This window comes from Mucilaginibacter ginkgonis, from assembly GCF_009754905.2.
Classification (GTDB): Bacteria; Bacteroidota; Bacteroidia; order Sphingobacteriales; family Sphingobacteriaceae; genus Mucilaginibacter; species Mucilaginibacter ginkgonis.
This window is the reverse complement of sequence record NZ_CP066775.1, coordinates 3,181,574-3,204,780: the sequence shown is the minus strand read 5'-3', so window position 1 is coordinate 3,204,780 and position 23,207 is coordinate 3,181,574. Positions and strand designations below refer to the sequence as shown.

24 protein-coding genes are annotated in these 23,207 nt (G+C 45.3%); 10 read left to right on the top strand and 14 right to left on the bottom strand.

Annotation, left to right across the window (positions count from 1 at the left end; translation table 11 throughout):
- Window positions 1–3: 3 nt before the first annotated feature.
- The 3 genes from GO620_RS14900 to GO620_RS14890 are packed head-to-tail and all read right to left on the bottom strand — an operon-like array spanning window position 4 to window position 3,082.
- Window positions 4–1,062 (bottom strand): HlyD family secretion protein, encoded by a 1,059-nt coding sequence (locus GO620_RS14900; RefSeq protein ID WP_157524558.1) that lies wholly within the window; start codon window positions 1,060–1,062, stop codon window positions 4–6.
- 27 nt (window positions 1,063–1,089) lie between these two features.
- Window positions 1,090–2,442, bottom strand: coding sequence for a TolC family protein (locus tag GO620_RS14895; protein WP_157524557.1), 1,353 nt, complete (start codon window positions 2,440–2,442; stop codon window positions 1,090–1,092).
- Complete coding sequence (locus GO620_RS14890) at window positions 2,426–3,082, bottom strand: TetR/AcrR family transcriptional regulator (protein ID WP_157524556.1); 657 nt, start codon at window positions 3,080–3,082, stop codon at window positions 2,426–2,428. Before GO620_RS14890 ends, GO620_RS14895 begins: the two co-directional genes overlap by 17 nt.
- A gap of 182 nt (window positions 3,083–3,264) precedes the next feature.
- Here GO620_RS14890 and GO620_RS14885 point away from each other — a divergent pair, with 182 nt between their 5' ends.
- Window positions 3,265–5,736, top strand: a complete 2,472-nt coding sequence (locus tag GO620_RS14885) for a PIG-L family deacetylase (protein WP_157524555.1) — start codon at window positions 3,265–3,267, stop codon at window positions 5,734–5,736.
- Between the two features lie 392 nt (window positions 5,737–6,128).
- Here the strand turns inward: GO620_RS14885 and GO620_RS14880 are convergent, their stop codons facing one another.
- Window positions 6,129–6,980: a fumarylacetoacetate hydrolase family protein gene (locus GO620_RS14880; RefSeq protein WP_157524554.1), complete on the bottom strand. Its 852-nt coding sequence runs from the start codon at window positions 6,978–6,980 to the stop codon at window positions 6,129–6,131.
- A 197-nt stretch (window positions 6,981–7,177) separates the two neighbouring features.
- Between GO620_RS14880 and rimP the strand changes: the two genes are divergently transcribed.
- Genes rimP through infB form a run of 3 tightly spaced genes read left to right on the top strand, consistent with a single transcriptional unit; the run spans window position 7,178 to window position 11,828 of the window.
- Window positions 7,178–7,645, top strand: coding sequence for a ribosome assembly cofactor RimP (gene rimP / locus GO620_RS14875; RefSeq protein WP_157524553.1), 468 nt, complete (start codon window positions 7,178–7,180; stop codon window positions 7,643–7,645).
- Window position 7,646: 1 nt separating this feature from the next.
- On the top strand, window positions 7,647–8,891 hold the full coding sequence (nusA, locus tag GO620_RS14870; protein WP_157524552.1) for a transcription termination factor NusA: 1,245 nt from the start codon (window positions 7,647–7,649) through the stop codon (window positions 8,889–8,891).
- 57 nt (window positions 8,892–8,948) lie between these two features.
- Window positions 8,949–11,828, top strand: a complete 2,880-nt coding sequence (gene infB, locus GO620_RS14865) for a translation initiation factor IF-2 (protein WP_157524551.1) — start codon at window positions 8,949–8,951, stop codon at window positions 11,826–11,828.
- Window positions 11,829–11,902: 74 nt separating this feature from the next.
- Here infB and GO620_RS14860 read toward each other — a convergent pair whose 3' ends face one another.
- From GO620_RS14860 to GO620_RS14820, 9 genes are read right to left on the bottom strand one after another with little or no spacing between them, the layout of a single operon-like run.
- Window positions 11,903–12,412, bottom strand: a complete 510-nt coding sequence (locus GO620_RS14860) for a DUF4142 domain-containing protein (protein ID WP_198173538.1) — start codon at window positions 12,410–12,412, stop codon at window positions 11,903–11,905.
- A gap of 10 nt (window positions 12,413–12,422) precedes the next feature.
- Complete coding sequence (locus GO620_RS14855; protein ID WP_157524549.1) at window positions 12,423–13,424, bottom strand: SDR family oxidoreductase; 1,002 nt, start codon at window positions 13,422–13,424, stop codon at window positions 12,423–12,425.
- Window position 13,425: 1 nt separating this feature from the next.
- Complete coding sequence (locus GO620_RS14850) at window positions 13,426–14,208, bottom strand: alpha/beta hydrolase (protein WP_157524548.1); 783 nt, start codon at window positions 14,206–14,208, stop codon at window positions 13,426–13,428.
- A gap of 15 nt (window positions 14,209–14,223) precedes the next feature.
- Window positions 14,224–14,403, bottom strand: a complete 180-nt coding sequence (locus GO620_RS14845; protein WP_157524547.1) for a DUF6496 domain-containing protein — start codon at window positions 14,401–14,403, stop codon at window positions 14,224–14,226.
- Window positions 14,404–14,407: 4 nt separating this feature from the next.
- Complete coding sequence (locus GO620_RS14840; RefSeq protein WP_157524546.1) at window positions 14,408–14,572, bottom strand: DUF3606 domain-containing protein; 165 nt, start codon at window positions 14,570–14,572, stop codon at window positions 14,408–14,410.
- A gap of 18 nt (window positions 14,573–14,590) precedes the next feature.
- Window positions 14,591–15,175, bottom strand: coding sequence for a DUF4142 domain-containing protein (locus GO620_RS14835; RefSeq protein ID WP_157524545.1), 585 nt, complete (start codon window positions 15,173–15,175; stop codon window positions 14,591–14,593).
- Window positions 15,176–15,209: 34 nt separating this feature from the next.
- Window positions 15,210–15,989, bottom strand: a complete 780-nt coding sequence (locus GO620_RS14830) for an SDR family NAD(P)-dependent oxidoreductase (RefSeq protein ID WP_157524544.1) — start codon at window positions 15,987–15,989, stop codon at window positions 15,210–15,212.
- A gap of 26 nt (window positions 15,990–16,015) precedes the next feature.
- Window positions 16,016–16,870: an SDR family oxidoreductase gene (locus tag GO620_RS14825; RefSeq protein WP_157524543.1), complete on the bottom strand. Its 855-nt coding sequence runs from the start codon at window positions 16,868–16,870 to the stop codon at window positions 16,016–16,018.
- 17 nt (window positions 16,871–16,887) lie between these two features.
- Window positions 16,888–18,045, bottom strand: coding sequence for a zinc-dependent alcohol dehydrogenase (locus GO620_RS14820; RefSeq protein ID WP_157524542.1), 1,158 nt, complete (start codon window positions 18,043–18,045; stop codon window positions 16,888–16,890).
- A 121-nt stretch (window positions 18,046–18,166) separates the two neighbouring features.
- Here GO620_RS14820 and GO620_RS14815 point away from each other — a divergent pair, with 121 nt between their 5' ends.
- The gene (locus tag GO620_RS14815; RefSeq protein ID WP_157524541.1) at window positions 18,167–18,652 is read left to right on the top strand and encodes a YetF domain-containing protein; all 486 of its coding nucleotides are present in this window, start codon (window positions 18,167–18,169) and stop codon (window positions 18,650–18,652) included.
- 2 nt (window positions 18,653–18,654) lie between these two features.
- Here the strand turns inward: GO620_RS14815 and GO620_RS14810 are convergent, their stop codons facing one another.
- Complete coding sequence (locus tag GO620_RS14810) at window positions 18,655–20,919, bottom strand: sensor histidine kinase (protein ID WP_157524540.1); 2,265 nt, start codon at window positions 20,917–20,919, stop codon at window positions 18,655–18,657.
- A gap of 165 nt (window positions 20,920–21,084) precedes the next feature.
- Here GO620_RS14810 and GO620_RS14805 point away from each other — a divergent pair, with 165 nt between their 5' ends.
- The 5 genes from GO620_RS14805 to GO620_RS14785 all read left to right on the top strand — a co-directional run bounded on the left by GO620_RS14805 (window position 21,085) and on the right by GO620_RS14785 (window position 23,157).
- Complete coding sequence (locus GO620_RS14805) at window positions 21,085–21,753, top strand: response regulator transcription factor (protein ID WP_157524539.1); 669 nt, start codon at window positions 21,085–21,087, stop codon at window positions 21,751–21,753.
- A gap of 124 nt (window positions 21,754–21,877) precedes the next feature.
- A complete protein-coding gene (locus GO620_RS14800) occupies window positions 21,878–22,195 on the top strand; it encodes a hypothetical protein (RefSeq protein WP_157524538.1) in 318 nt (105 codons plus the stop codon).
- Window positions 22,188–22,472 carry a response regulator transcription factor gene (locus GO620_RS14795; RefSeq protein ID WP_157524537.1) on the top strand — a complete coding sequence of 95 codons (285 nt, stop codon included), beginning with the start codon at window positions 22,188–22,190 and terminating at the stop codon, window positions 22,470–22,472. Before GO620_RS14800 ends, GO620_RS14795 begins: the two co-directional genes overlap by 8 nt.
- A 104-nt stretch (window positions 22,473–22,576) precedes the next feature.
- Entirely contained in the window at window positions 22,577–22,909 is a 333-nt protein-coding gene (locus GO620_RS14790) for a single-stranded DNA-binding protein (RefSeq protein ID WP_157524536.1), read from the top strand.
- A 26-nt stretch (window positions 22,910–22,935) separates the two neighbouring features.
- Complete coding sequence (locus GO620_RS14785; protein WP_244139418.1) at window positions 22,936–23,157, top strand: helix-turn-helix domain-containing protein; 222 nt, start codon at window positions 22,936–22,938, stop codon at window positions 23,155–23,157.
- The last annotated feature ends 50 nt before the right edge of the window (window positions 23,158–23,207 follow it).

Here is a 23,207-nt window from a genome sequence, read left to right as displayed (position 1 = left end):
CAATTAGTCTTTTGTAACAACAGATACGTTTACGCTCATACCCGGGCGCAGTTTATCCATGGTTGCCTTATCGGCACTTATTTTAATTTTCACAGGCACACGTTGCACTACTTTAACAAAGTTACCTGTAGCGTTATCCGGTGGCAATAATGAAAACTTGGCGCCAGTGGCCGGAGAGAAGTTATACACCGTACCTTCCAGTTTCAAGTCAGGGTAAGCATCAACCTCTACATCAACTTTCTGCCCGTTTTTAATTGTGGTAAGCTGTGTTTCTTTAAAGTTTGCAGTGATATATAAGCTATTGTCATTTACCACATTGAACAACGTCTGACCCGCCTGAACCAACTGGCCTACCTGTATGCTCTTTTTAGAAGTTACACCGCTTGCAGGCGATTGAATGGTGGTGTATGACAATTGCAGTTTCGCGTAGTCAACATCTACCTGCCTTTGGTTTACACCAAGGTTAGTTACCTTCAATTGGTTGCGTGTAGTGCTGATCTGTTCTGCAGCGGCTTTGTACTGATCTTTCGCAGCCTGCAGGTTTGCTTGTGCTACCTCCAAATCAGATTTTGCCTGGTCAAATTGTTGTTTGGTGATAGAGCCGTCTTTCACCAGGTTGGCGTAACGTGCGTAGTCTTTCTGCGTTTTTTCCAAACGTGCCTGCATAGTTGTTACATTCGCCTTCGCGCTTGCAGCGTTTGCGCTGGTTTGGTAAATCTGCGATTCACCAACACCTATACTGCCGCTTGCACCTTTTTGCGCAGCAACGGCTTGCTCTAATTTAATTTTATAATCGCGGTCGTCTATTTTAACTAAGAACTGACCTTTGTTAACGTGCTGGTTATCCTCGAAAGCGATGCTGTCTACATAACCACCAACACGTGCTACCACCGGGCTAATATCGCCATCTATCTGCGCGTCATCAGTATCTACGTGTTTGCTGTAATAAATATATTCCTTTATCCCGAAGATGATACCCACCAGCAGTACGATACCTAATATGATAGGTACTACCTTGTTGGGTTTCTTTTTAGTTTCTGTTGATTGTTGTTCTTGTGCCATTGTATTTCTTCTGTGTGTGATTGTAGATTATTTATTAAGGGTTCCGGTTGATTTTATAAGGTTGTAATACGCCAAACCTGCATCAGCTTTAGCAATCTCGAGATTGATCTGAGCCTGGTATAATAATGTACGCGCGTCAACTCTGTCTGTAGCCGTACCGGTATTGTTTTCATAACGTGATTCCTGCAACCTGTTATTTTCTGTTGCCTGATTGATAGAAGTTTGCAGCAGGTTGATCTTGTTAACGGCCGCTAAATAATTTTGATAGCTGGTGTTTACTTCGTTCTTTACATTATCTATCGCGATGTTTTTGTTGATCACTGTCTGGTCGCGTTGGATGTGCGCTTCCGCTTCTTTGTTCTTATTGGTCCAAAGCGTGCTGAAGTTCCATGACAATGTTGCGCCGAATGTTAGTGGCGTGATGTAATTGCCTGTTGTTGGGAACGGGTTTGCGGCAATGTCTACATAATAAGCACCCGCTGTCGCGGCCAACCTTACAGACCTGTCTGCACGTACACTTTTAATATTGCTTTCTGCAACCTCTGTCCGCAAGCCTAATTGTTTAATATCCGGGCGGGCAGCTATGGCGGTATCCAGATAATTTTGAAGCGGAGCTACAGTAGTCGCAGCGGCAGGCAAACCGGCAAGGGTAATGGTTGTACTCTCCGGCAAACCAAGCAAAATGTTCAGGTTGTAATTGATCACTTTGCGGTTACTTTCCAGGTCAATGCCATTCAGCTCGATATTCGAGCGCTGCAGTTGAAACCGCAGCACATCATTTTTAGTAACCAAACCCTGGTCAAAAAAGCGTTGTGCCTGGTGAATTTGCTGGTCTACCGAACTTAAGTTCTGCTGTACAACTTTCTGGCTTTGCAATACCTTGTACAGGTTATAATATTCGTTGATGATGGCAAAAGTGATCTGATCCTTGTCGTTATCAACGTCGAGGCGTGCAACCTTTACTAATAAGTCGGTTGACTCTTTCGCATATCTTAGTTTTCCGCCTGCGAAAAGTGTTTCACTTACGTTGGCGATACCCAAGTTGGCATTAGCGCTCTTCGGCAGGAATATGCCATTCTCGCCAAAGTTTAAATGGTTGGCAGGTATTTGCGCGCGGCTGTACATAAAGCTAACACTACCTGTTGGCAACGCGCGGTCTTTAGCCTGATTGTACTCAGACACGGCCTGGTCAATTCTCGATTGAGAAAGTTTAAGGGTTTTGCTGTTATCCAGGCCAAGTTTAATGGCTTCCTGTAAGGTTAATGCCCGCTCTTGCGCGCTGGCAACGTTGCTGTATAAAAGTACAGCTGCAAACATCCAGCCGTACCGGCTTAACATTTTGCGGGTGATGGTAAAAAATTTATTAATTCGAGTGGTCATCTGCTTTTACTAAATAAGGTTTTAAAAGTTTTCGTAGATATTGTTTAATGCGTGGTTTAAATTGTTGGTCCAGGTTTTCCTGATTCTGCAAGTCATAGCCAAACATCATTGACGAGATATAAGGCGTATTCATGATGTAGTTCTTTATGCCGTAGATGGTAGCCATTACAAACTGCACATCCACATCAGGCTTAAAGTATCCGTCTTTAATGCCATCGTTTAGCATTTCCTGAAACGAGGTAACATTGCGCAGCAGCAGGGTGTTGATCTGGTCTGTCAGCTCGCCCCGGCGGCGCATGCTTATCTCCTGGTAGATCAATCTCTGGAAACAGTTATTAGTAAATATCCTGTCCACCCAGGTATCAATGTACTTTTCCATTTTTTGCCAAGGCGTTTTCTCGCCATCGCCGTTTATTTCCTTCCACATCGCCTCATGCGATTTAAGCCTGCGTTCAAAAATGGCCAGGAACAAGCCTTCTTTAGAGCCAAAGTAGTAGTTCAGCATCGCCATGTTGACACCTGCCTCGGCAGAAATCATGCGTGTGGAAGCGCCATCGTACCCAACCTCAGAAATTATCCTTTCAGCGGCATCGAGTATAAGGTCTTTTTTATCCGTCTTCTCTTTCTCTGTTTTTAACACGGTGCAAAATTAATCAAACGATTGATTAATAAAATGTGTTATTGTCTTTCGATTGTCAACTAACACAAGGTTAGGCTAAATTTTTAATCGGTTGATTAATTTTAGATTATACTATTTGCAATAAAATTTGTTTTTCTTTAATGCAATAAAATTGCAGCCTAACAAAAATTTAACATCTCTCAATGACATACCTTTATAAAATAGCTGTTTTGCTGTTGTTTACACAAGCTGTATCGGCGCAAACGGCTGTTGTTTCTAACACCGGCGAAATAGAACAAAGCTTAAAAAAACTGAATGTTTTAGGTAGTATATTATATGTTGCCGCCCACCCGGATGATGAGAATACGCGCCTGCTGGCCTACCTGGCGCAAGAGCGCCATTACAGAACAGGATACCTGTCGTTAACCCGCGGTGATGGTGGTCAAAACCTCATCGGTACCGAGCAAAGTGAACTGTTAGGTGCAATACGTACGCAGGAACTTTTAGCAGCCCGCCGCGTTGACGGTGCTGAGCAATTTTTCACACGGGCTAACGACTTTGGTTTTTCAAAAGGCCCGGATGAGACCTTAAAAATTTGGGATAAAGAAAAAGTGCTGAGCGATGTAGTTTGGGTGATACGTAATTTTAAACCCGATGTAATGATCTGCCGTTTTCCAACCACCGGCGAAGGCGGACACGGGCACCACACTTCCTCGGCTATATTAGCGCAGGAAGCATTTACCGCCGCGGCCGACCCAAAACGTTTTCCCGAACAGTTGAAATATGTACAGCCATGGCAAGCCAAACGCCTGCTGTGGAACACGTTTAATTTTGGCGGCATGAATACCACTGCGCCAAATCAGCTTAAGATCGATGTTGGCGGATATAATCCGTTTCTGGGGAAAAGCTACGGCGAGATTGCAGCCGAAAGCCGCTCGAACCACCGCACGCAAGGCTTTGGTTCTGCAAGGCAACGGGGGCAGGCGTTCGAATATTTTAAAACAATCTTGGGCGAGGCGCCACAAACCGACCTGATGGATGGCGTAAACACCACCTGGAAACGCGTGAGCGGCGGAAGTGAAATAGCCGCCAACTTATTGGTGATCAGCAAAAACTTTGATCCTTCAGACCCCGGTCAATCTGTAAAAGCGTTGGTTAACCTTTTAAGCATGATAGAAAAAGTGCCAGACACTTACTGGCGCACGTTGAAAACCAAACAGTTAAGCGAACTGATAGCACAATGCGCTGGTTTGTGGATGGAAGCATATAGCGATAACGCAATTTATGCCAAAGGCTCAGACGTAAATGTGTCGGCGCAAATGATCGTCCGTAATGATGTGCCTGTTACTTTAAACGGTATCAGTTATAAAAACGCAGGTATTACCGGCAATACCCACGAAGGCCTTGCATACAATGTTTTGAAAACGGTGAAGCTGACCTACAAGGCAGATGACATTTCCGCGCCATACTGGTTAAAGTATCCGCACGGTGTTGGCGGTTACAGCACCGGATATTTGGATAGCACGGGTAATGAAGCGCAGCGCACTTTGCCGCAAAACATTGCGCCTTATATTCATGTAGCCTTTAATATTGCAGGCAAACCGATTGGTTATGATGTACAGGTTCAATTTAAATACGTAGATCCCGCACGCGGCGAAGTTTACCAGCCGCTGATTATTACACCTGCGGTTACCGCGAACGTGGCCAACAAAGACTACATCTTTAATACAGACAAGCCACAGTTTGTGCAGGTAAAGTTAAAGGCGTTTACCGGGGCAAGCGGCAACATCAGCTTAAAACCTGTTGCCGGTTGGAAGATCAGTCCGGCAAGTATTCCCTTTTCAGGCAAAAACAACGGCGACGAATGGACCGTGAATTTTGCAGTGAGCCCGGTGAGTATTTCACCTAAAATCAATACGCTCGAAGTTATAGTGAATGCCGATGGCGAAAAATCATCAGTAGGTTTCCAGCAATTAAGTTACGAGCACATCCCGACTATTACATTATTCCCACCCGCACAAGCAAAACTGGTAGATATAGACCTGAAGACGGCAGGTAAAAAGATAGGTTACATAAGAGGTGCGGGCGACCTGGTGCCCGAAGCGTTAGAACAGGTGGGGTACGACATTCATTACTTAACCGAGGCCGAAGTACTGGGCGGCAACCTTGCCGGATACGACGCCATTATAACAGGGGTGCGTGCTTATAATGTAAACCCGCGCATGGCTTACGAAAACCCTAAATTGCTGGAATATGTAAAAAATGGCGGCAACCTGGTAGTGCAGTATAATAACAATGTTGGCCTGGTGACTAAAGACATTGGCCCCTACCCATTTACGCCTTTAAACGTGCGCGTTACCGACGAAAACGCCCCGGTAACTTTTACCAAGGCCGACGCGGCGGTATTAAACTATCCAAACAAAATAACAGACGCCGATTTTAACGGCTGGATACAGGAACGCGGCTTATATTTTGTAGGTAACCTGGATCCGGCTTATCAAACGCCATTATCGATGAACGATAAAGGTGAAACCCCCGATAACGAATCTTTAATAATAGCCGAATATGGCAAAGGCAGGTTTGTTTATACTTCGCTGGCATTCTTCAGGCAATTGCCTGCCGGCGTACCGGGGGCGTACAGGTTGTTTGTAAATTTGATTAGTAAGCCAAAATAAATACATTCATGGTTGTCATTGCGAGACCTGACGAAGTCGGGTCGCGGCAATCCTAGCCGAAAGTTCGTGAGGAATTAGCACCCTTTATGCAAAGATTGCTTTCCCGAAATTATCTGGACTAGACGTGCCTCGCAATGGCAACTTATAAATTATTAACAATTAAAAGTGTCACCTTTTTTTGGATGCGTCAAAAATCATACTGTTTCACTGGCGCTAAATTGTCATGGCTTTTTCCCGTTTTTTAGCATTTACTGACAAAGTAGTGCTTGCAGGTAAACGCTGCAACATCCTGATGATCAAGAAAGAGCAAGATCATGTCACATACTTAAAAGTATGGAACAACTGTTTCAACTGTTTCAGGTGAAACAGTGAAACACCGGTCAGAGAACAGATCAACGGCTATAAGCCTTGACTACCTGCCGCTGACTGCCTAAACCATCAATACCCAGTTCAACAACATCGCCGGGTTGCAGAAACACCTGCGGTCTCAAGCCGAACCCGACACCTGCGGGCGTACCAGTCGACACGACATCGCCGGGCAGCAAGGTCATAAACTGGCTTATATAGCTGATCAGGTAGTTCACCCCAAAGATCATATCCCGGGTGTTGCCATTCTGCATTTGTTTGCCGTTCACCTTCAGCCAAACGTTCAGGTTGTTTATAGGCGGCATCTCATCCGGCGTGGCAATAAATGGGCCCATCGGCGCGAAGGTGTCACAGCCTTTGCCCTTGTCCCACGTGCCATTCCGCTCAAACATAAATGCCCGTTCAGACACATCATTATGTAAAACATAACCCGCGATATGCGCAGGCACATTGGCTTCGTCCGCATAACCGGTGCGCCTGCCGATCACTACAGCCAGCTCTGCTTCCCAATCGGTTTTGACAGAACCTTTCGGAATAATGATATTATCGTTCGGTCCGCTTAATGCCGTCGTGCTTTTAATAAATATAACCGGTTCCGAAGGTATAGGCGCGCCAACTTCAATTGCATGATCGCGGTAGTTTAAACCTATGCAGACTATCTTTGACGGCCTTGCCATCGGCGGGCCTAAACGAGTGCTGGCAGAAACTTCTGATAAACTTACGCCATCATCGATCAAAGTATTTAACCGGCTTAATCCATCACCGGCGAAAAAAGTTTCGTTGTAATCATTCACAAATGCAGATACATCAAAGCGTTTGTTATTTATAATGATGCCCGGTTTTTCCTGCCCGGGTTCGCCAAAGCGTATTAATTTCATAGCGGGGTAAAGCTATGCAAAAAGCCGTAAGCATATGACCGCACGCATTATGAATGGAATAAACTTCTCAAGGCATACCCTACCGCCCTTATGTTAATAACTTTTAAATTCAAAATATCTTTCTTACATTTGTATCATCTGAGAAGAGGGGGCCCGTTTGCCCCCTCTTTTTGGTTTTATCAGTTAAGCTTTTGGTGATGACGAATATTGAGAAGCGGGTTTCAGAACTGGTTGAAGAAAAGCTAGCAGAGCTGCCGGGCATATTTGTGGTCGATATAAAAATGCACGATAACGGCCGCCTTAACATTTTGTTAGACGGCGACAACGGTGCCGGCATAGATGCCTGCGCTGCCGTTAGCCGTTACGTTGGGTTCAAGCTTGAAGAAGAGAACACCATTGAGCAGGCTTATAATCTGGAAGTTTCGTCGCCGGGCATTGATACGCCGCTGAAACTTAAGCGCCAGTATTTGAAGAACGTTGGCAGGCAGGTAAGCATCAAACTGGCAGACGGCTCTAAAAAAGAAGGCAAACTGCTGGCCGCTGATGATGATGCCGTTACCATTGCAGAACAGATAAAAGTTAAAGGAAAAAAAGCAACAGAAGAGGCAGTAACCATCCCCTTCGAAAATATAACAGAAACAAAGGTTTTAATATCATTTAAGTAAGATGAGTGCACCAACCAGTATTAATTTAATTGATTCTTTTCAGGAATTTAAAGATTTCAAGAACATTGACCGCCCAACCATGATGAGCGTGCTCGAAGACGTTTTCAGAAGCATGATCAGGAAAAAATATGGCACGGACGAGAATTGCGACGTTATTGTCAACACCGACAATGGTGACCTGGAGATATGGCGTACGCGCCAGGTGGTTGAGGATGGCTTTTCTGAAGATGACGACCTGGAAATTGAATTAGCTGAAGCGTTAACCTACGATGAAGATCTTGAGGTTGGCGATGAGTATGTAGAGAACATCACCCTCGAAAGCTTTGGCCGTCGCGCTATTTTGGCAGCCCGCCAAACTTTGGTGTCTAAGATCCTTGAACTAGAGAAAGACGAGATCTTTAAGAAATATAAAGACCGTGTAGGTGAAATTGTAACAGGCGAGGTTTACCAGGTTTGGAAAAAAGAAACCCTTATCCTTGATGATGAGGGTAACGAGCTATTATTGCCAAAATCTGAGCAGATACCTGCGGATTACTTCAAAAAAGGCGATAACGTTAAAGCAGTTGTAAGTAAGGTTGATATGATGAACAGCAACCCTAAGATCATCATTTCACGTACCGCTCCTGAGTTTTTACAACGTTTGTTCGAGCTTGAGGTTCCTGAAATATTTGACGGCTTGATCACTATTAAAAAGATAGTTCGCGAACCGGGCGAGCGTGCTAAGGTAGCGGTTGAATCATATGATGACCGTATAGACCCTGTTGGTGCGTGCGTAGGTATGAAGGGTTCGCGTATACATGGTATAGTTCGCGAGCTGAAGAACGAAAATATAGACGTGATCAATTACACCAATAACCTGCAGCTATACATTCAGCGTGCGTTGTCGCCGGCAAAGATCACATCGATCAAATTAAATGACGAGCGTAAAACCGCAGCGGTTTACTTAAAGCCAGACCAGGTGTCATTAGCTATTGGCCGCGGCGGTCACAACATAAAACTGGCCGGAAAATTGACAGGTTATGAAGTTGACGTTTATCGTGAGATAGACGAGCAAGAGGAAGATGTGGACATCGAGGAGTTTGCAGATGAAATTGAAAGCTGGATCATTGACGAATTTAAACGCATTGGTCTTGACACTGCGAAATCAGTATTGTCGCTATCTGTTGCCGAATTGGTAAAACGTACCGACCTTGAAGAAGAAACAATTAAAGATGTGTTAAGTGTTCTGCAAGCCGAGTTTGAATAATGGTTAAGCGGAATAAAAAACGTATTTTTGCATAAAATTTAGAGAAAGCAGTAATAAATGTCAGAAGACAAATCAGTAAAATTATTTAAAGCAGCAAAAGAACTAAACATTGGTATTGGTACCATCGTAGATTTTTTGGGTTCAAAGGGTTACAAAGTTGAACGTCAGCCTAATGCCAAACTAGATGCGGATATGTACAATACCCTGTTAAAGGAGTTTGCCGCTGATAAAATTATTAAGGAAGAAGCCAAGCAGATCAACATCGGTAAAATACGCCGCGATGAGCCTGGCTATGTTCCCGAAAAACCTACTGATCACCCTCATCATCGCAAAGATTTTGAGCACGAAGAGATATTAATTAAAAACGCGGGCAATTATTCTGCCCCGGCCGAAAAGCCAAAACCACAGCCGGAACCTGCTGCCCCTGCAGCGCCTGTAACCCCGGCTGCTTCTACAGATACAGAAGAGGGCGCACTGCCCGGTGTTAAAGTTGTTGGTAAAATAGACCTAAACAACCTTGGCAAACGTAAAGCAGAAGAACCTAAACCTGCAGTTGCAGAGGCTGCCCCTGCGGTTGAACAGCCTGCAGCAGAAGCACCTGTTGCTGAAGAAAAACCTGCGGTAGTTGAAAAACCTGCAACAGAAGCACCTGTTGCACCTGCAGCTCCTGTGGCTGAAAAGCCCGTCGCAGATGCAGCTCCCGAAACAGATGGCGATGGCGAAGTGATAAGGGCTAAGGCAGAAAGATTAAGCGGACCGAATATCATAGGTAAGATCAACCTTCCGGTTGATCCTTCTAAACGCGCAGGTGGTGCAGCCGGTAACGCTGCAGACCAAAAGCGTAAACGTAAACGTAAAGACCTGCCGCAAACAGGCGGTCAGCCGGGACAGCAACAGAATGGGCCGGGCAATGGCCAGCGCCCGCCTTACGGTGGTCAGGGCGGCAACCGCCCTGGCTTTGGTAACAGACCGGGCTTCGGCAACCGTAATGCACCATCAACAGGGCCTAAAGAAGAGCCTACAGAAAAAGAAATACAAGACCAGATCAAGGCTACACTTGCCCGCTTAAGCGGTGCAGGTAAATCAGGCAAATTTGCACAGCGGGCCAAATTCCGTCGTCAAAAACGTGATGATGTCGCCGCATCTGCAGAACAAGACGCTTTAGAGCAGGAATTACAGTCGAAGGTACTAAAGGTTACAGAGTTTGTAACTGCTAATGAGCTGGCATCTATGATGGATGTTGGCGTTACGCAGATCATCTCTACCTGTATGAGCCTGGGTATGTTCGTGTCTATTAACCAAAGGTTAGATGCGGAGACCCTTACTATCGTAGCCGAAGAATTTGGCTACCAGGTAGACTTTGTGAAGCCCGAGGATGAAGAGGTTGATCTGGATGAGGTCGACGACGAAGAAGACCTTTTACCGCGTTCGCCAATTGTGACCATCATGGGCCACGTTGACCATGGTAAAACCTCTTTGCTCGACTTTATTCGCAAAACCAACGTTATCGGTGGTGAAGCAGGTGGTATAACCCAGCACATTGGTGCTTATGAAGTTTCCCTGCCCGAAGATAAAGGAAAAATAACCTTCCTTGATACACCTGGTCACGAAGCGTTTACCGCTATGCGTGCACGTGGTGCCCAGGTTACAGATATTGTAATCATTGTTATCGCTGCCGATGACAGCGTGATGCCGCAAACCCGCGAAGCTATAAACCACGCACAGGCTGCAGGTGCGCCAATCATATTCGCGTTCAATAAAATGGACCGCCCGGGTGCCAACGCCGATAAGGTACGTGAGCAACTATCAACCATGAATATTTTGGTTGAAGAGTGGGGCGGTAAATATCAAACCCAGGAAATATCTGCTAAAACAGGTATGGGCGTGGATCTATTGTTAGAGAAAGTATTGCTTGAAGCCGAATTATTAGAGCTAAAGGCTAATCCTAATAAACGCGCTGTTGGTACAGTAATTGAAGCTGCCCTTGATAAAGGCCGCGGTATTGTTACGACTATTTTGGTACAAGCGGGCACGCTAAAAGTTGGCGACCCTATACTTGCAGGTTGTTACAGCGGCCGTGTCAAAGCGTTGTTTAACGAGCGTGGCGCACGTATAGACAGTGTTGGCCCGTCCGGACCGGTACAGGTTTTGGGTATGCAAGGCGCACCAACAGCCGGTGATAAATTCAACGCTGTCGAGAGCGAGCCCGAAGCACGTGAGATAGCAAACAAACGTTTGCAGTTACAACGCGAGCAAGGCCTGCGTACACAGAAACACATTACGCTTGATGAGATCGGTCGTCGTTTGGCTATCGGTAACTTCAAGGAACTTAATATCATTGTTAAAGGCGACGTGGATGGTTCTATAGAAGCGTTATCAGATTCATTGCTGAAACTATCTACAGACCAGATACAGGTGAACATCATTTCTAAAGCAGTTGGTCAGATATCAGAGTCAGACGTATTACTAGCTTCTGCATCAGACGCGATCATCATCGGTTTCCAGGTTCGCCCTTCAGGCGGAGCGCGTAAACTGGCGGAGCAAGAGCAGATAGATATCAGGCTTTACTCTATCATCTATGACGCTATCAACGAGATCAAAGCTGCAATGGAAGGCATGTTGGCACCTACATTTGAAGAAAAGATCGTTGCTAACGTAGAAATCCGCGAAACATTTAAGATCAGCAAAGTGGGTACAATCGCCGGCTGTATGGTGTTAGACGGTAAAATCACCCGCAATAGCAAGATACGCGTAATACGCGATGGTGTAGTGATGCACACAGGCGAGTTAGCTTCCCTGAAACGTTTCAAAGACGACGTGAAAGAAGTAAATGCCAATTACGAGTGTGGTTTGAACATCCAAGGTTATAACAACATCGAGGTAGGTGATATTATCGAAGCTTACGAAAACGTAGAAGTGAAACGTAAAACAGCATAATATTAGCCTGAGCTTTTGAATGATAACAAGAAAAGGCAGTGAGTAAACTCACTGCCTTTTCTTAGCCGCCAAATTTATTTAGCGCTCATTTTCATCTCTATCTCTTTGATTTCCATTAAATGATGTCTTAAAGCAGGCAGCATATCCTGAGCAAACTTTCGCACGTCGGGGTCTTTGCCTACCGTAGCGTAGTTTTCAAATGTCTGCACCGTATTATTATGCGCCGACACCATCTTATGGACATACAGCGGGTCAATCTTATTGCCCGCCTCCATGAGTTGCAGATCGGGTTGGATGTTACCGGTTGCGGCTGGTGGTAAATTATAGCCCTTGCGCGATGCCAGTTGCATTAATTGTTGCTCCGAACGCGAATGGTCTTGAACCATCATCTTCGCGAAGGAGGTCACATCCGCATTATTAGATGATTTAAGCGCTATCTGCGCAGCGCTTACTTCTTGCAAGTTTCCAATGCTGGCAACGGTTAGAAAGTGTTTGGCGGTCGTATCCGGGTCCGGTTGAGGGATTTGTGCATGGGCACAGTATCCGAAACAACCTAAGATTATGGTAGTGATTATATTTTTCATCGCTACAAAATTATGGCTGGCCAACGCCACCTGATGAACCATAAACCTGACCGGTTGCGAAGCTTGCATCGGCTGCAGCCAGCTGTACATAAATAGATGCTAATTCTGCCGGCTGACCCGGGCGGCCAAGCATTGTCCAACTACCAAACATTTGCTGTTTGTCGGGTTGTGCTCCGCCGCTTATCTGCAACGCAGTCCAGATGGGGCCCGGTGCAACACCATTTACACGGATGCCTTTTGGTCCTAATTGCTTAGCTAAAGATTTTACATAATTCATGGTAGCAGCCTTGGTTTGCGCGTAAGCATACAGATCTGGTGACGGATCATACGCCTGTTCTGATGTTGTACCAATTATTGCCGACCCTGCAGGCAAATGTGGTAATGCTTCTTTGATGATATAAAACGGCGCATAGATGTTGGTTTTCATGGTAGCGTCGAATTCCTCATCTGTAACATCAAGTATAGACGGGAGCGACTGTTGCCTGCCGGCGTTGTTTACTATGATATCAAGTCCGCCTAGTTCGCTTAAAGCTTTCTGAACCAGTGTTCTGCAAAATGAACGGTCGCGTAAATCGCCGGGAATAGCTACAGCTTTACGGCCTTCTTTCCTGATCAATGCGATCACTTCGCGGGCATCGGCCTCTTCCGAAGGATAATAATTAATAGCAACGTCCGCTCCTTCGCGGGCGTAAGCGATAGCAGCAGCGCGGCCCATACCCGAGTCGCCGCCTGTAATTAAAGCCTTGCGGCCCATTAATCTGCCGGAGCCTTTATAAGACGTTTCGCCGCAATCCGGAACGGGATCCATTTTGCTTTGTAAGCCGGGCCATGGCTGGGGTTGGCTTCTGAATGGCGGTTTTGGGTAAAGTTTTGTCGGGTCGCTGATCTTTGTTGTTGTGTCGGCTTTTTCGCTTACACTGTTTGACGCACCTAACACCGGGGTTACTGCTGCCGCCGCAAGGGTTGTCCCTAAGCCGGCTATGGCTTGGCGGCGGGATATCTTATTTTCCATTTTAAATTTTATTGAGATTGTTATTCGATTGATCTTCTAACCAGTTATAAATACTGTCGGCTACTTCTTCCCAACCAGGCTGACCGCAGATGTAGTGTCCGCGATTAGGAAATTCCTGAAAGAATGTATGGCTATTAGTATCCGTATATGCTTCCGCGTTTTTTTGGTTCAACTCGGGCGGAATGATCTGATCTTTTTCGCCGCCGATGAATAGTAACGGGGCATGCGGCAGATCAAGATCTATCTGGCCGTCTTCGCCCATACAATCGCGCAGCACGTTGCGGCTGTCATGTGTTGCAAATGCTTCAAAAGCGGCGTCACTCTCCTCGCGGCTCATCGCATTACCAAACGACGCATAAAAGGTATCTGCATCCATCTCAAACGGGTCATTGCCCTTAAACGGATTAGCAATCAGGGCGCTGTTTTTCATAAAGCCCCAATCAAAAGCTAACATAGCATTAGGCGCAACAGAATCTATAGCCACACCCGCAAAGCCAATGCCCTTGCTGATCAATAATTGGACGATCAATCCGCCAACAGAATGGCCTATCAAAATGGGGTTGTCTAATCCTTTGGCAACAAAGGAAATCTCGTCAACAATCTCCCGTAAGTGCAGGTCGCCCAGTTGCGGCGACGGGTTTGCGCGCAACTGGCTCGGTTCACCTTCGTGATACGGCCATGCCGGTGCAGAACACTGGTAGCCTTTCGACTCAAAGTAGCTGATCCATTTCTCCCAACTCTTCGGGTTCTGGAACATGCCATGGATAAATAGGATGTTTTTCATAGGTAGGTAATGGTGTTAGTCTTTCTTTTTAGGAACCTTGGCGCCCTCTTTGCGCGCCTCGGATAACCCTATTGCAACAGCTTGTTTTTTACTGGTCACCTTCTTGCCGCTCTTGCCGCTTTTAAGTGTACCTTCTTTTTCTTCATGTACGGCCTTATGGACTTTTTCCTGTGCCTTCTCTGAATACTTGGCCATGATGTTATTTTTTTAATTTACTCTCAATTTTATTGCGCTGGTTACCTGTTTCCTTTTTTGTTTCCTTAAGCTTATCCGAAGATGTACCTTCTTTATGCGCTTCGTAATTTAACTCGTGGGGCTGGTTCGATACCGAATGGCGTTCCACTTTGCTGCCTTTTGTGCTCATGAGGTAGATTGATTAAAATTATGCTCCCAGTTCAGAAAGGATACGGCTTGTAAGCGCAACGTGCTCTTTAAAAACGGCAAGGGAAAGCGTAGCTAAATGTCGGCCTTGATTTTCTGCCGCGCCGGCCATTTTTCCTCTATTAATATAATTTTGAGCCAGATCGCGTAAAAATTCGTGGTTTTCTAACTGCGCCTTTATGTAAGCTTTATCAAACTCTGGTCCGGCGGGTGTTGATTTGATCTTTTCCAGTGTTGCTTTCGCCTTAGCGGTCATTGCAGGTACGGGTGTCCCCAAGTCTTTTAATACGCCGGTAACTGCTATAGCTTCGCCAAGTTCAAACCCGGCAAACTCTTTCGCATTTTTATTAGTAGCCTTTTGTACCGCTATCTGGCTAGTAACTAGTGATAATTCCGCAGGGCCGATAACGCCCATTCTAAATTCTTTTTCGTTAGCCGCAACCGGGCTGTTGGGTGCGCTTGCTGCCTCAGTTTCAAAAGACTGCAAAAGAGTCGCGCCAAAAGTTAGCGCTCCGCTCAATGCAACAGTTCCTGCAATGGATTTGGTGACAAAGTCGCGACGTGATGTTTTTTCTTCGGTTTTCATGTTATGATGTTTTTTAGTGAATGCTTTATAGTTATCATACAGGTTTTTGCTGTTCGTACAATTGGTGAGCGACCGAACTATCGGGCATAATGGTAGATGCGGTCACTTGGATCTTATTTTTTACACCTGATATTACCCTGTCTTCACCCGCCAACAGTGCTTCGTAGCCGTCCTTTGCTACATCTGCAGGGTCGGCCATTGATGATTTATCCTGCACGGCTTTGCTGTCATTCATACCTGCTTTGTTGAAGAAGTCGGTATCGGTAACACCCGGCATTAATGCGGTAAAGGTTACACCGCTGTCTTTCATTTCTTCGCGAACAGCGGTAGTGAATGAAAGCACGAATGCCTTTGTCGCGTGATACACTGCCTGCCATGGGCCGGGTAATTTACCTGCAACAGAGCCCAGGTTTAATATTTTACCTGCTCCGCGTGAGGCCATTTCTTTTGCGAAATGTTTGGTGAGGATGACGGTTGCACAAATATTGAGATGAATAATGCCCAGTTCGCGCTCCAATTCGTTTTCGGTGAACAAACCATACACGCCCTGGCCCGCGTCATTTACCAGTATTTCTACAGGCACGCTTACTTCCCGGCACAAGGCTTTTGCCTGTTCCATATCAGACAGGTCTTTAGCAATTGTTTGTACCTGTATGCCACTGCCTTGCAACTCAGATGCCGTTTGGCTTAATTCGTCTTCGTTGCGGGCAACAAGAATAAGATTATATTGATCATTAGCCAGCAATTTTGCCAGCTCTTTGCCGATGCCGCTGGTACCGCCGGTGACCAGTGCCCATTTTCCATTATTTTCCATAGCTGTGATGATTTCTTGTTTTGATGTTATCCGTTAACTACTTCTCCGCCATTTACATGTATTACCTGACCGGTGATGAACGAGGCATCGTCTGACGCCAGGAATACATAGGCAGGCCCCAGCTCTGAGGGCTGGCCCGCCCGTTTCATTGCCGTTTCGCTGCCAAAATTTTTGATCTTTTCTTCGTCAAAGCTCGACACAATGAGCGGCGTCCAAACCGGGCCGGGTGCAACGGCGTTGACCCTGATATTTTTCTCGGTAAGGTTGGTTGCTAATGAACGTGTAAATGTGGTAATAGCACCTTTTGTTGACGAGTAATCTATCAATGATGGCGACGAGCGGTAAGCGGTTACCGATGTGGTATTAATAATGCAATCTCCTGCCTGCAAATGTTCAACCGCGGCTTCTGCAAAGTAGAAGTAAGCAAAAATGTTGGTGCGGAAAGTAGTATCCAGTTGTTCCGGGTCAATGGCCTTTACATCTTGCTGGGGAAATTGCATCCCCGCATTGTTAACCAAGATGTTGAGTTTTCCGTATTGCTTTACCGTTTGTTCTACCGCGCTTTTACAAAAGACAGCATCTTTAACATCGCCTTTTATGAGTAAACATCTTTGCCCGGCTGCCTCTACAATCTTTTGGGTTTCCTGCGCATCCACGTCTTCGTCTAAATAAACAATTGCAATGTCTGCGCCCTCTTTAGCAAAATGCACACTTACCGCACGGCCAATACCGCTATCGCCACCGGTTATCAACGCCGTTTTGCCTTGAAGTTTCCCGGCGGCTTTATATGATGCCTTAATATACTCCGGCGCCGGATCCATTTGTGCCTCTATGCCCGGTTGCTTGTCTTGTTTTTGGGGTGTCTTTTCTTCGGTACTCATGATTGAATTATTTGAGATCACGGCTTTAAAACCACTTTCACACAATCGTCTTCTTTCTCGTCAAATATCTTGTAAGCGTGGGTTACTTCACTCAATGGCAGTGTGTGGCTGATGATATCATCCAATACAACTTTTTCTTCTTTAACCAAGTCGATTAGGTGGTCTATGTAATTCAATACCGGCGCCTGCCCCATTTTTAATGTTATGCCTTTGTCGAACAAGCGATGTAACGGAAAATTATCGTAAGGCGATCCGTATACGCCCATTATAGATACGGTACCCATACGGCGTACTGCTTTGAAGGCCATTTCTAAAACTTTAATGCTTCCTTTTTCGAAGTTCACTGTAGCCTTTACTTTGTCAAGGAAACTTCTCTCGGGCTCAAAACCCACGGCGTCTACGCATACATCCGCGCCCCTGCCGCCGGTCATCTCGCGAATGGCTTCAACCACGTCTACCTCGTGAGGGTTAAGCGTATCTACCTTGTTTACAGCTTTTGCTTTTTCAAGGCGGTAATTAACCGGATCAATCGCAATAACGCGCGATGCACCATTGACCCATGCAGCCTTCTGTGCCATCAGGCCCACCGGGCCAGAGCCGAAAATGGCCACAACCTCGCCGCCTTTTAGCTGTGCCCAATCTATTGCAGACCAGCCTGTAGGGAAAATATCAGTAAGAAACAATACTTGTTCATCTGTCATGTTATCAGGTACAACCCGCGGGCTGATATCCGCATAAGGAACTCGCACGTACTCTGCCTGGCCGCCTGAATAACCGCCATACAGATCTGTATATCCAAATAATGCGGCGCCTTTGCTATCCATCAGGTCGCCGTCAGGGCCATAATGTTTATAGTTGGAATTTTCGCAAGCTGGAGAGGCACCGTGGTTACAAAAAAAACAGTGCCCGCAAGCGATCGGAAAAGGAACCACCACACGGTCGCCACGTTTAAGGTTCTTAACCTCGGCACCAACCTCTTCTACAATGCCCATAAACTCATGGCCCATGATCATCGGTTCGGTTTGTGGCACTGCGCCGCTGAGAATATGCAAATCTGAACCGCAAATGGCTGTCGAAGTTACTTTAAGAATAACATCGGTAGCCAGTTCAATTCTTGGATCTTCGACCGTGTCGTAGCGGATATCGCCAGGTTTGTGAAATACTGCTGCTTTCATAATTTAGATGTTTTAGTTTTAGCAAAACCCGCCACTTATGCTATAGTTTTAATTAAGTTTTTTTAACATAGAGATAATTAGAGTAAGTTAGCGACTTTGCATTTTCTTAATAATTTCAAATATGACCCTAATAGAAATTTTCGGCGACGGCGAACACCTCAACATGCTGCAAATGAGCAGCAGAGGGATCGTCACATTCTTTATCGCGTTGATACTCTTCAGGGTATCGGGCAGGCGTTCGTCTGGACTTAAAACGCCGCTGGATAATATCATTATGGTATTGCTTGGCGCGGTGCTCAGCCGGGGCGTTGTTGGTGCATCACCTTATGTTCCGGTTGTAATGACCTGTTTGGCAATTGTGCTGATGCACCGCTTTTTTGCCTGGTGTGTGGCAAAGTATCCTAAGCTGGGATCCGTACTGGAGGGTGATAAAATTTTAGTTTATTATCAGGACCGCTTCATCAGGGAAAACATGATCAATAAAGAGTTCTCAAAAGAAGATGTGATGCAGGGCGTGCGCAAGGCAGCCCTTACAGAGGACCTGGAGCAGATAGATAAAATTTACATCGAGAAGAACGGCGAAATAAGTACCGTGAAAAAGATGTAATGCTAATTCTTTAATGGTATCACGATCTTTACTTGAGTGCCGGCGTTTGATATGATGTCGATATTTCCATTCAGGAGCTTTATCTTACCTCGGATAGATGCGAGGCCAATACCTTTGCGATCTTTTACTTCGTCACTTATGCCCTTGCCGTTATCTTTTACGGCAATTTCTATCTGTGTACTATTAATTATCACCATAACTGTTGCTTCTGTGGCCTCTGCGTGATTAACTACATTAAGCATCAATTCCTGCACTGTACGATATACCGCCAGCTGCAGATACCGTTCCAGATGGTCGCCACGGCCCCTGATCTTGCAATTGAAGACCACCCCATCTGACAGTTGCTGGCATATATCCTGAATTGCCGCGTTTAACCCGAACTCTTCGAGCACGGCGGGCATCAACTCGTGGGATATACGCCTGCTCTCTTTTATCGCGTCGCTTAATAATGCCGATGCGTAATTTTTCGCATCAGTAAATGTTTCATGGTCGTCGCTCTCGCTAAGGCCCGAGAGGCTGATCTTTAAACCATACAGCAACTGGCCAAAACCATTGTGCAAACTTTCAGAAATGCGTTTGCGTTCTTCTTCAAGAGCTGTAAGGGTTGATTGAAATACTTCCCGCTGTTGTGTTTCTTTTACGGACAGTAATTCGTTAGTCCGTAGTTGTACTTCATGCTGCAATTGCGCACGATAGCGCTTTTCTTGCTCCCTGTGCATATTTTCAGCATTTTTACTTTTAGTAATATCGGTAGCTGTACCAAACCACTCAGTGATTTCTTCGTCTACATTTAGTATAGGCATCGCCCTGGAGAACGTCCAGCCTATAGACCCGTCTGCACGGATAACACGATGCTCTAGTTCAAAAACCGACTTATTTTCAATGGCGCTGTTGATAGTGTTCCAAACCTGCATCCGATCTTCTGTCGGGATGTATTTATCTACCCAATTTGTACTTGGGTCTTCTGTATTAGGCAAAAACTCTTTACCCACCAGCGAACGCATTTCTTTCCAGTCGGCACTCATCTTGTAAACCACATCAGAAGTAGTATCTAAGAAAGTCCGGAAGCGTTCTTCTGATTCAAACAGCAGTCTCTCGCTGTTTTTCTTGTGCGTAACATCATTAAAAAGTATAGCCACACGATTTTTAGCTTTCTCTCCGAACGGGAAAGCATAAACCTGATACCAAACGCCACCTGCAAGATGAGCTGCCTGTTCTTCAAACCTTACGGCTTTACCGGTTTTGGCAACCTTAGCGTAGATCTTAAACCAGTGATCTTCATGCCGGGGTTCCAGCTCGCGCATTGTTTTGCCTACGGCGCCAATCAGGCCGGTTTGTTTTTCGAAGGCCGGGTTAGCTTCAATAAAGCGATAATCAACTGCTTTGCCGCCTTCATAGATCATTTCTATAATGCAGAAACCTTCGTCGACAGAATTAAAAAGCGTACGGTATTTTTTTTCGCTTTGCAGCATCGCTTCTTCAGAAAGCCTGCGGGCTGTTACGTCCCTAAAAATAATTACAAATTGATTGCCGGGTGTTTGCGCCGTTTTAAAAGCGTAAAACTCATACCATACTCCATCCGCAGCAGCATACTCCTCGCGCCGTGTAGGTTTGCCCGTTTTTACTACCTCACCAAAAAAATCACGCCAGTATTGTTCGTAAGGGGCAAGGCTGCTCATTAAGCGCCCCTTTGCAGACCGGCCTGCCATATGTATCGCGGCCGGGTTTTCCTCATGGTAAAACACATCTATACATTTACCCGCGGCATCAAAGATGGCTTCGGCCAGGTAAAACCCTTCGTCTATAGAATTAAAGAGCAGGCGGAATTTTTCTTCACTTTTCTGCAGTTCCTCTTCGGCCAGTTTGGTTTTATGGATATCTATAGCGGCACCAAACCAGCGTTCTACTTTACCATTTTCCTTTAACACAGGTTGATGCTGCACATGAAACCACCGGTACTCGCCATTGGCCGCGCGTATACGTTGCTCCAGCTCAATACCCGCACCAGTTTTAAATGCGGTTGCGAATTTATGGTGCACACGCGGCAAATCTTGGGGATGTATAGCGTCAAGCCATCCCCAATTCTGGGTTTGTTCTGCAGTTTGCCCTGTATAGGCAGACCAACGGTCGGTAAGGGTAATAACTTTTCCTTCAGTATCTGCTTCCCAGATCAACGCCGGCACCAGATTGGTAAGCGCGTGTAACCTTTTGGCTGCATCCGCGCCAGAAAGCCGGTTGGGCATCGGTTTTTTAGGTTCCTTCTTCATTTTCGGCTCAAAGGCTTTGCCTGGGTAACGCGTTGAAAAAATTTTGGGATTGGAACTGTAATACACAAAACTGGCAAAAAAATATAAATTACTTACGCCGATCAATATGTTTAGATATGAACAAGGTTATAACATTTTCGTTATACCTTGCATGATAAGCCGCGCATGAGAGATAGAAAAAAATCGCCAATTCGCATAGTACTTGCAGAAGACCACCAGATTGTACGCAACGGCCTGCGGCTGCTGCTTGAAAGCGAGGGAGAAATGCAAATTGTTGGCGAAGCAGAAAACGGCCTCGAGGTAATTAAGATGCTTGAAGGCGGCCTAGAGGCAGATGTATTGATAACCGACATAAATATGCCCGACCTGAGTGGTATGGACCTTCTGGAGAAATTACAAGAAACCACACATCACCTGCGCATAGTAGTGTTAAGTATGCTTGACAACCAAAAATTTGTCAATAAAGCATTTAATAACGGGGCATTAGCATACCTGCTAAAAAATGTCGCCAATGAAGAAATGGTCTTTGCTATAAAGCAAGTTTGTGCCGGTAATAAGTACCTCTGTAGCGAGATAGCTATTTCTTTGTTGAACAGGCAAATAAAATCTCCTGAGAAGAGCAATGCTACTATTTTTAATCTTCACTTAACCGACCGGGACGTAGAGGTTTTGTCCCTGATTGCCAATGGTTATACAAATGAAGAAATAGCCGACAAACTTTTTACCAGCAAGCGTACTGTTGAAGGCTACCGTCAAAGCCTCATCACCCGCTCCGGTGCGCGCAATATGGCAGCTCTCATAAAACTAGCCTGCTTAGACGGACTACTATCTTGAAAGTAAAATCCCCTGCTGCTAACATTCTCATTTTGCGTAAAAACCGCAGATTATTTTCGGTAATAATACTGTTTGCGTAAAAACCCATTGCAATATTTTCGTATTAGTTAAATCTGCCCCTGATATGAAAATATTACTCAGTCCTCAATTGCTGAGGTTTCTCCTCAATTACGGCTTCAGGTTTTGCCTGTCTAAAACCTCAAAATATAGCAAAAAGAGTAGTAAGATAACTATACTGCTTAAGCCTGTATTCACGAGGCCCGACATCCATAACCTGCCTGATGGCTATGACACCTATTTTAATATAGTAGTGGAACCTGCACAAATGGCCTACGGTATTGATGGCACTACAGTGCTTGTTAAGCTGGACGGTGAGACTTTTCTGGCATATGTAAAAAGCATTTTAATACCTATACCGGGTAAAAAGCTTAGCCATGAATAAAAAGGTGCTTATAGTGGATAATGATGCAGACTGCCTGGAAATTATGCGCGACGCACTCATTTGTTATGGCTTTGATGTGCAGGCCGAAGACGGACGAAGCGATGTTATAAAAGCGGTAGACGGCTTCTTGCCGGATGTGGTGCTGATAGACTATTTGCTTGACGGCATTAACGGGGGCGAATGGTGTGCGCAGCTAAAGAGAGATGCTTACAGATATCAGTTACCCGTGATTATAGTCTCTGCACATTCAAAAGTGATCAACTCTTTGGGCGACTAAGGCTGCGACGCTTTTATTCCTAAGCCTTTCGACCTTGACTATTTAGTAGATAAAGTACATGAACTAATTAATAGCAAATCCTTAAACCCAATCACAACCAGTTAATGAACAATAGCGGATGCGTAAACAAAGTAATACTTGCAGGAAAAATTACAGAAGACCCCTATTGGCTTGATGGCGGAAAGAACAAATGGCTGTGTTTTAAGTTATTAACTACAGAAAAACGTAGTAGCGCTAAGGGCGAAACTGTACAAGAAGAACTCCATCAGATAAAGGTACATGAGAATTGCCCCTCGTTAAGTAAAATACAGTTGCAAGTTAACGACATTATATATCTGCAGGGCAAGATACAGACCACGGCATTTGTTGACGGCGATAACCATAAACGTTACAAGACTGATGTAATAGCTAATAGCATAGACCAATGGGAAATTTAAAATCACGGAATCATTTCACAATCAATATGGAAAACGTAACCAACATCCTTACGGAGATTAAAAAGCAACGAATGGCTAAGGCTTATTCGCAAGAGTACATGGCCTACAGAATGGATTGTTCGCAGAACGCTTACAGCAAAATTGAACTTGGCCATACGAAGATAACCCTTATACAATTATTTAAAATTGTTGATGTGCTGGAGTTAAATCTGCATGAATTGATTGCGGGCGAGGTGCTTGCAAATTAATTGAACAAGAGCGTGAGTTGAGTAATAGTGTTTTAATTTAGTAAGAAAGC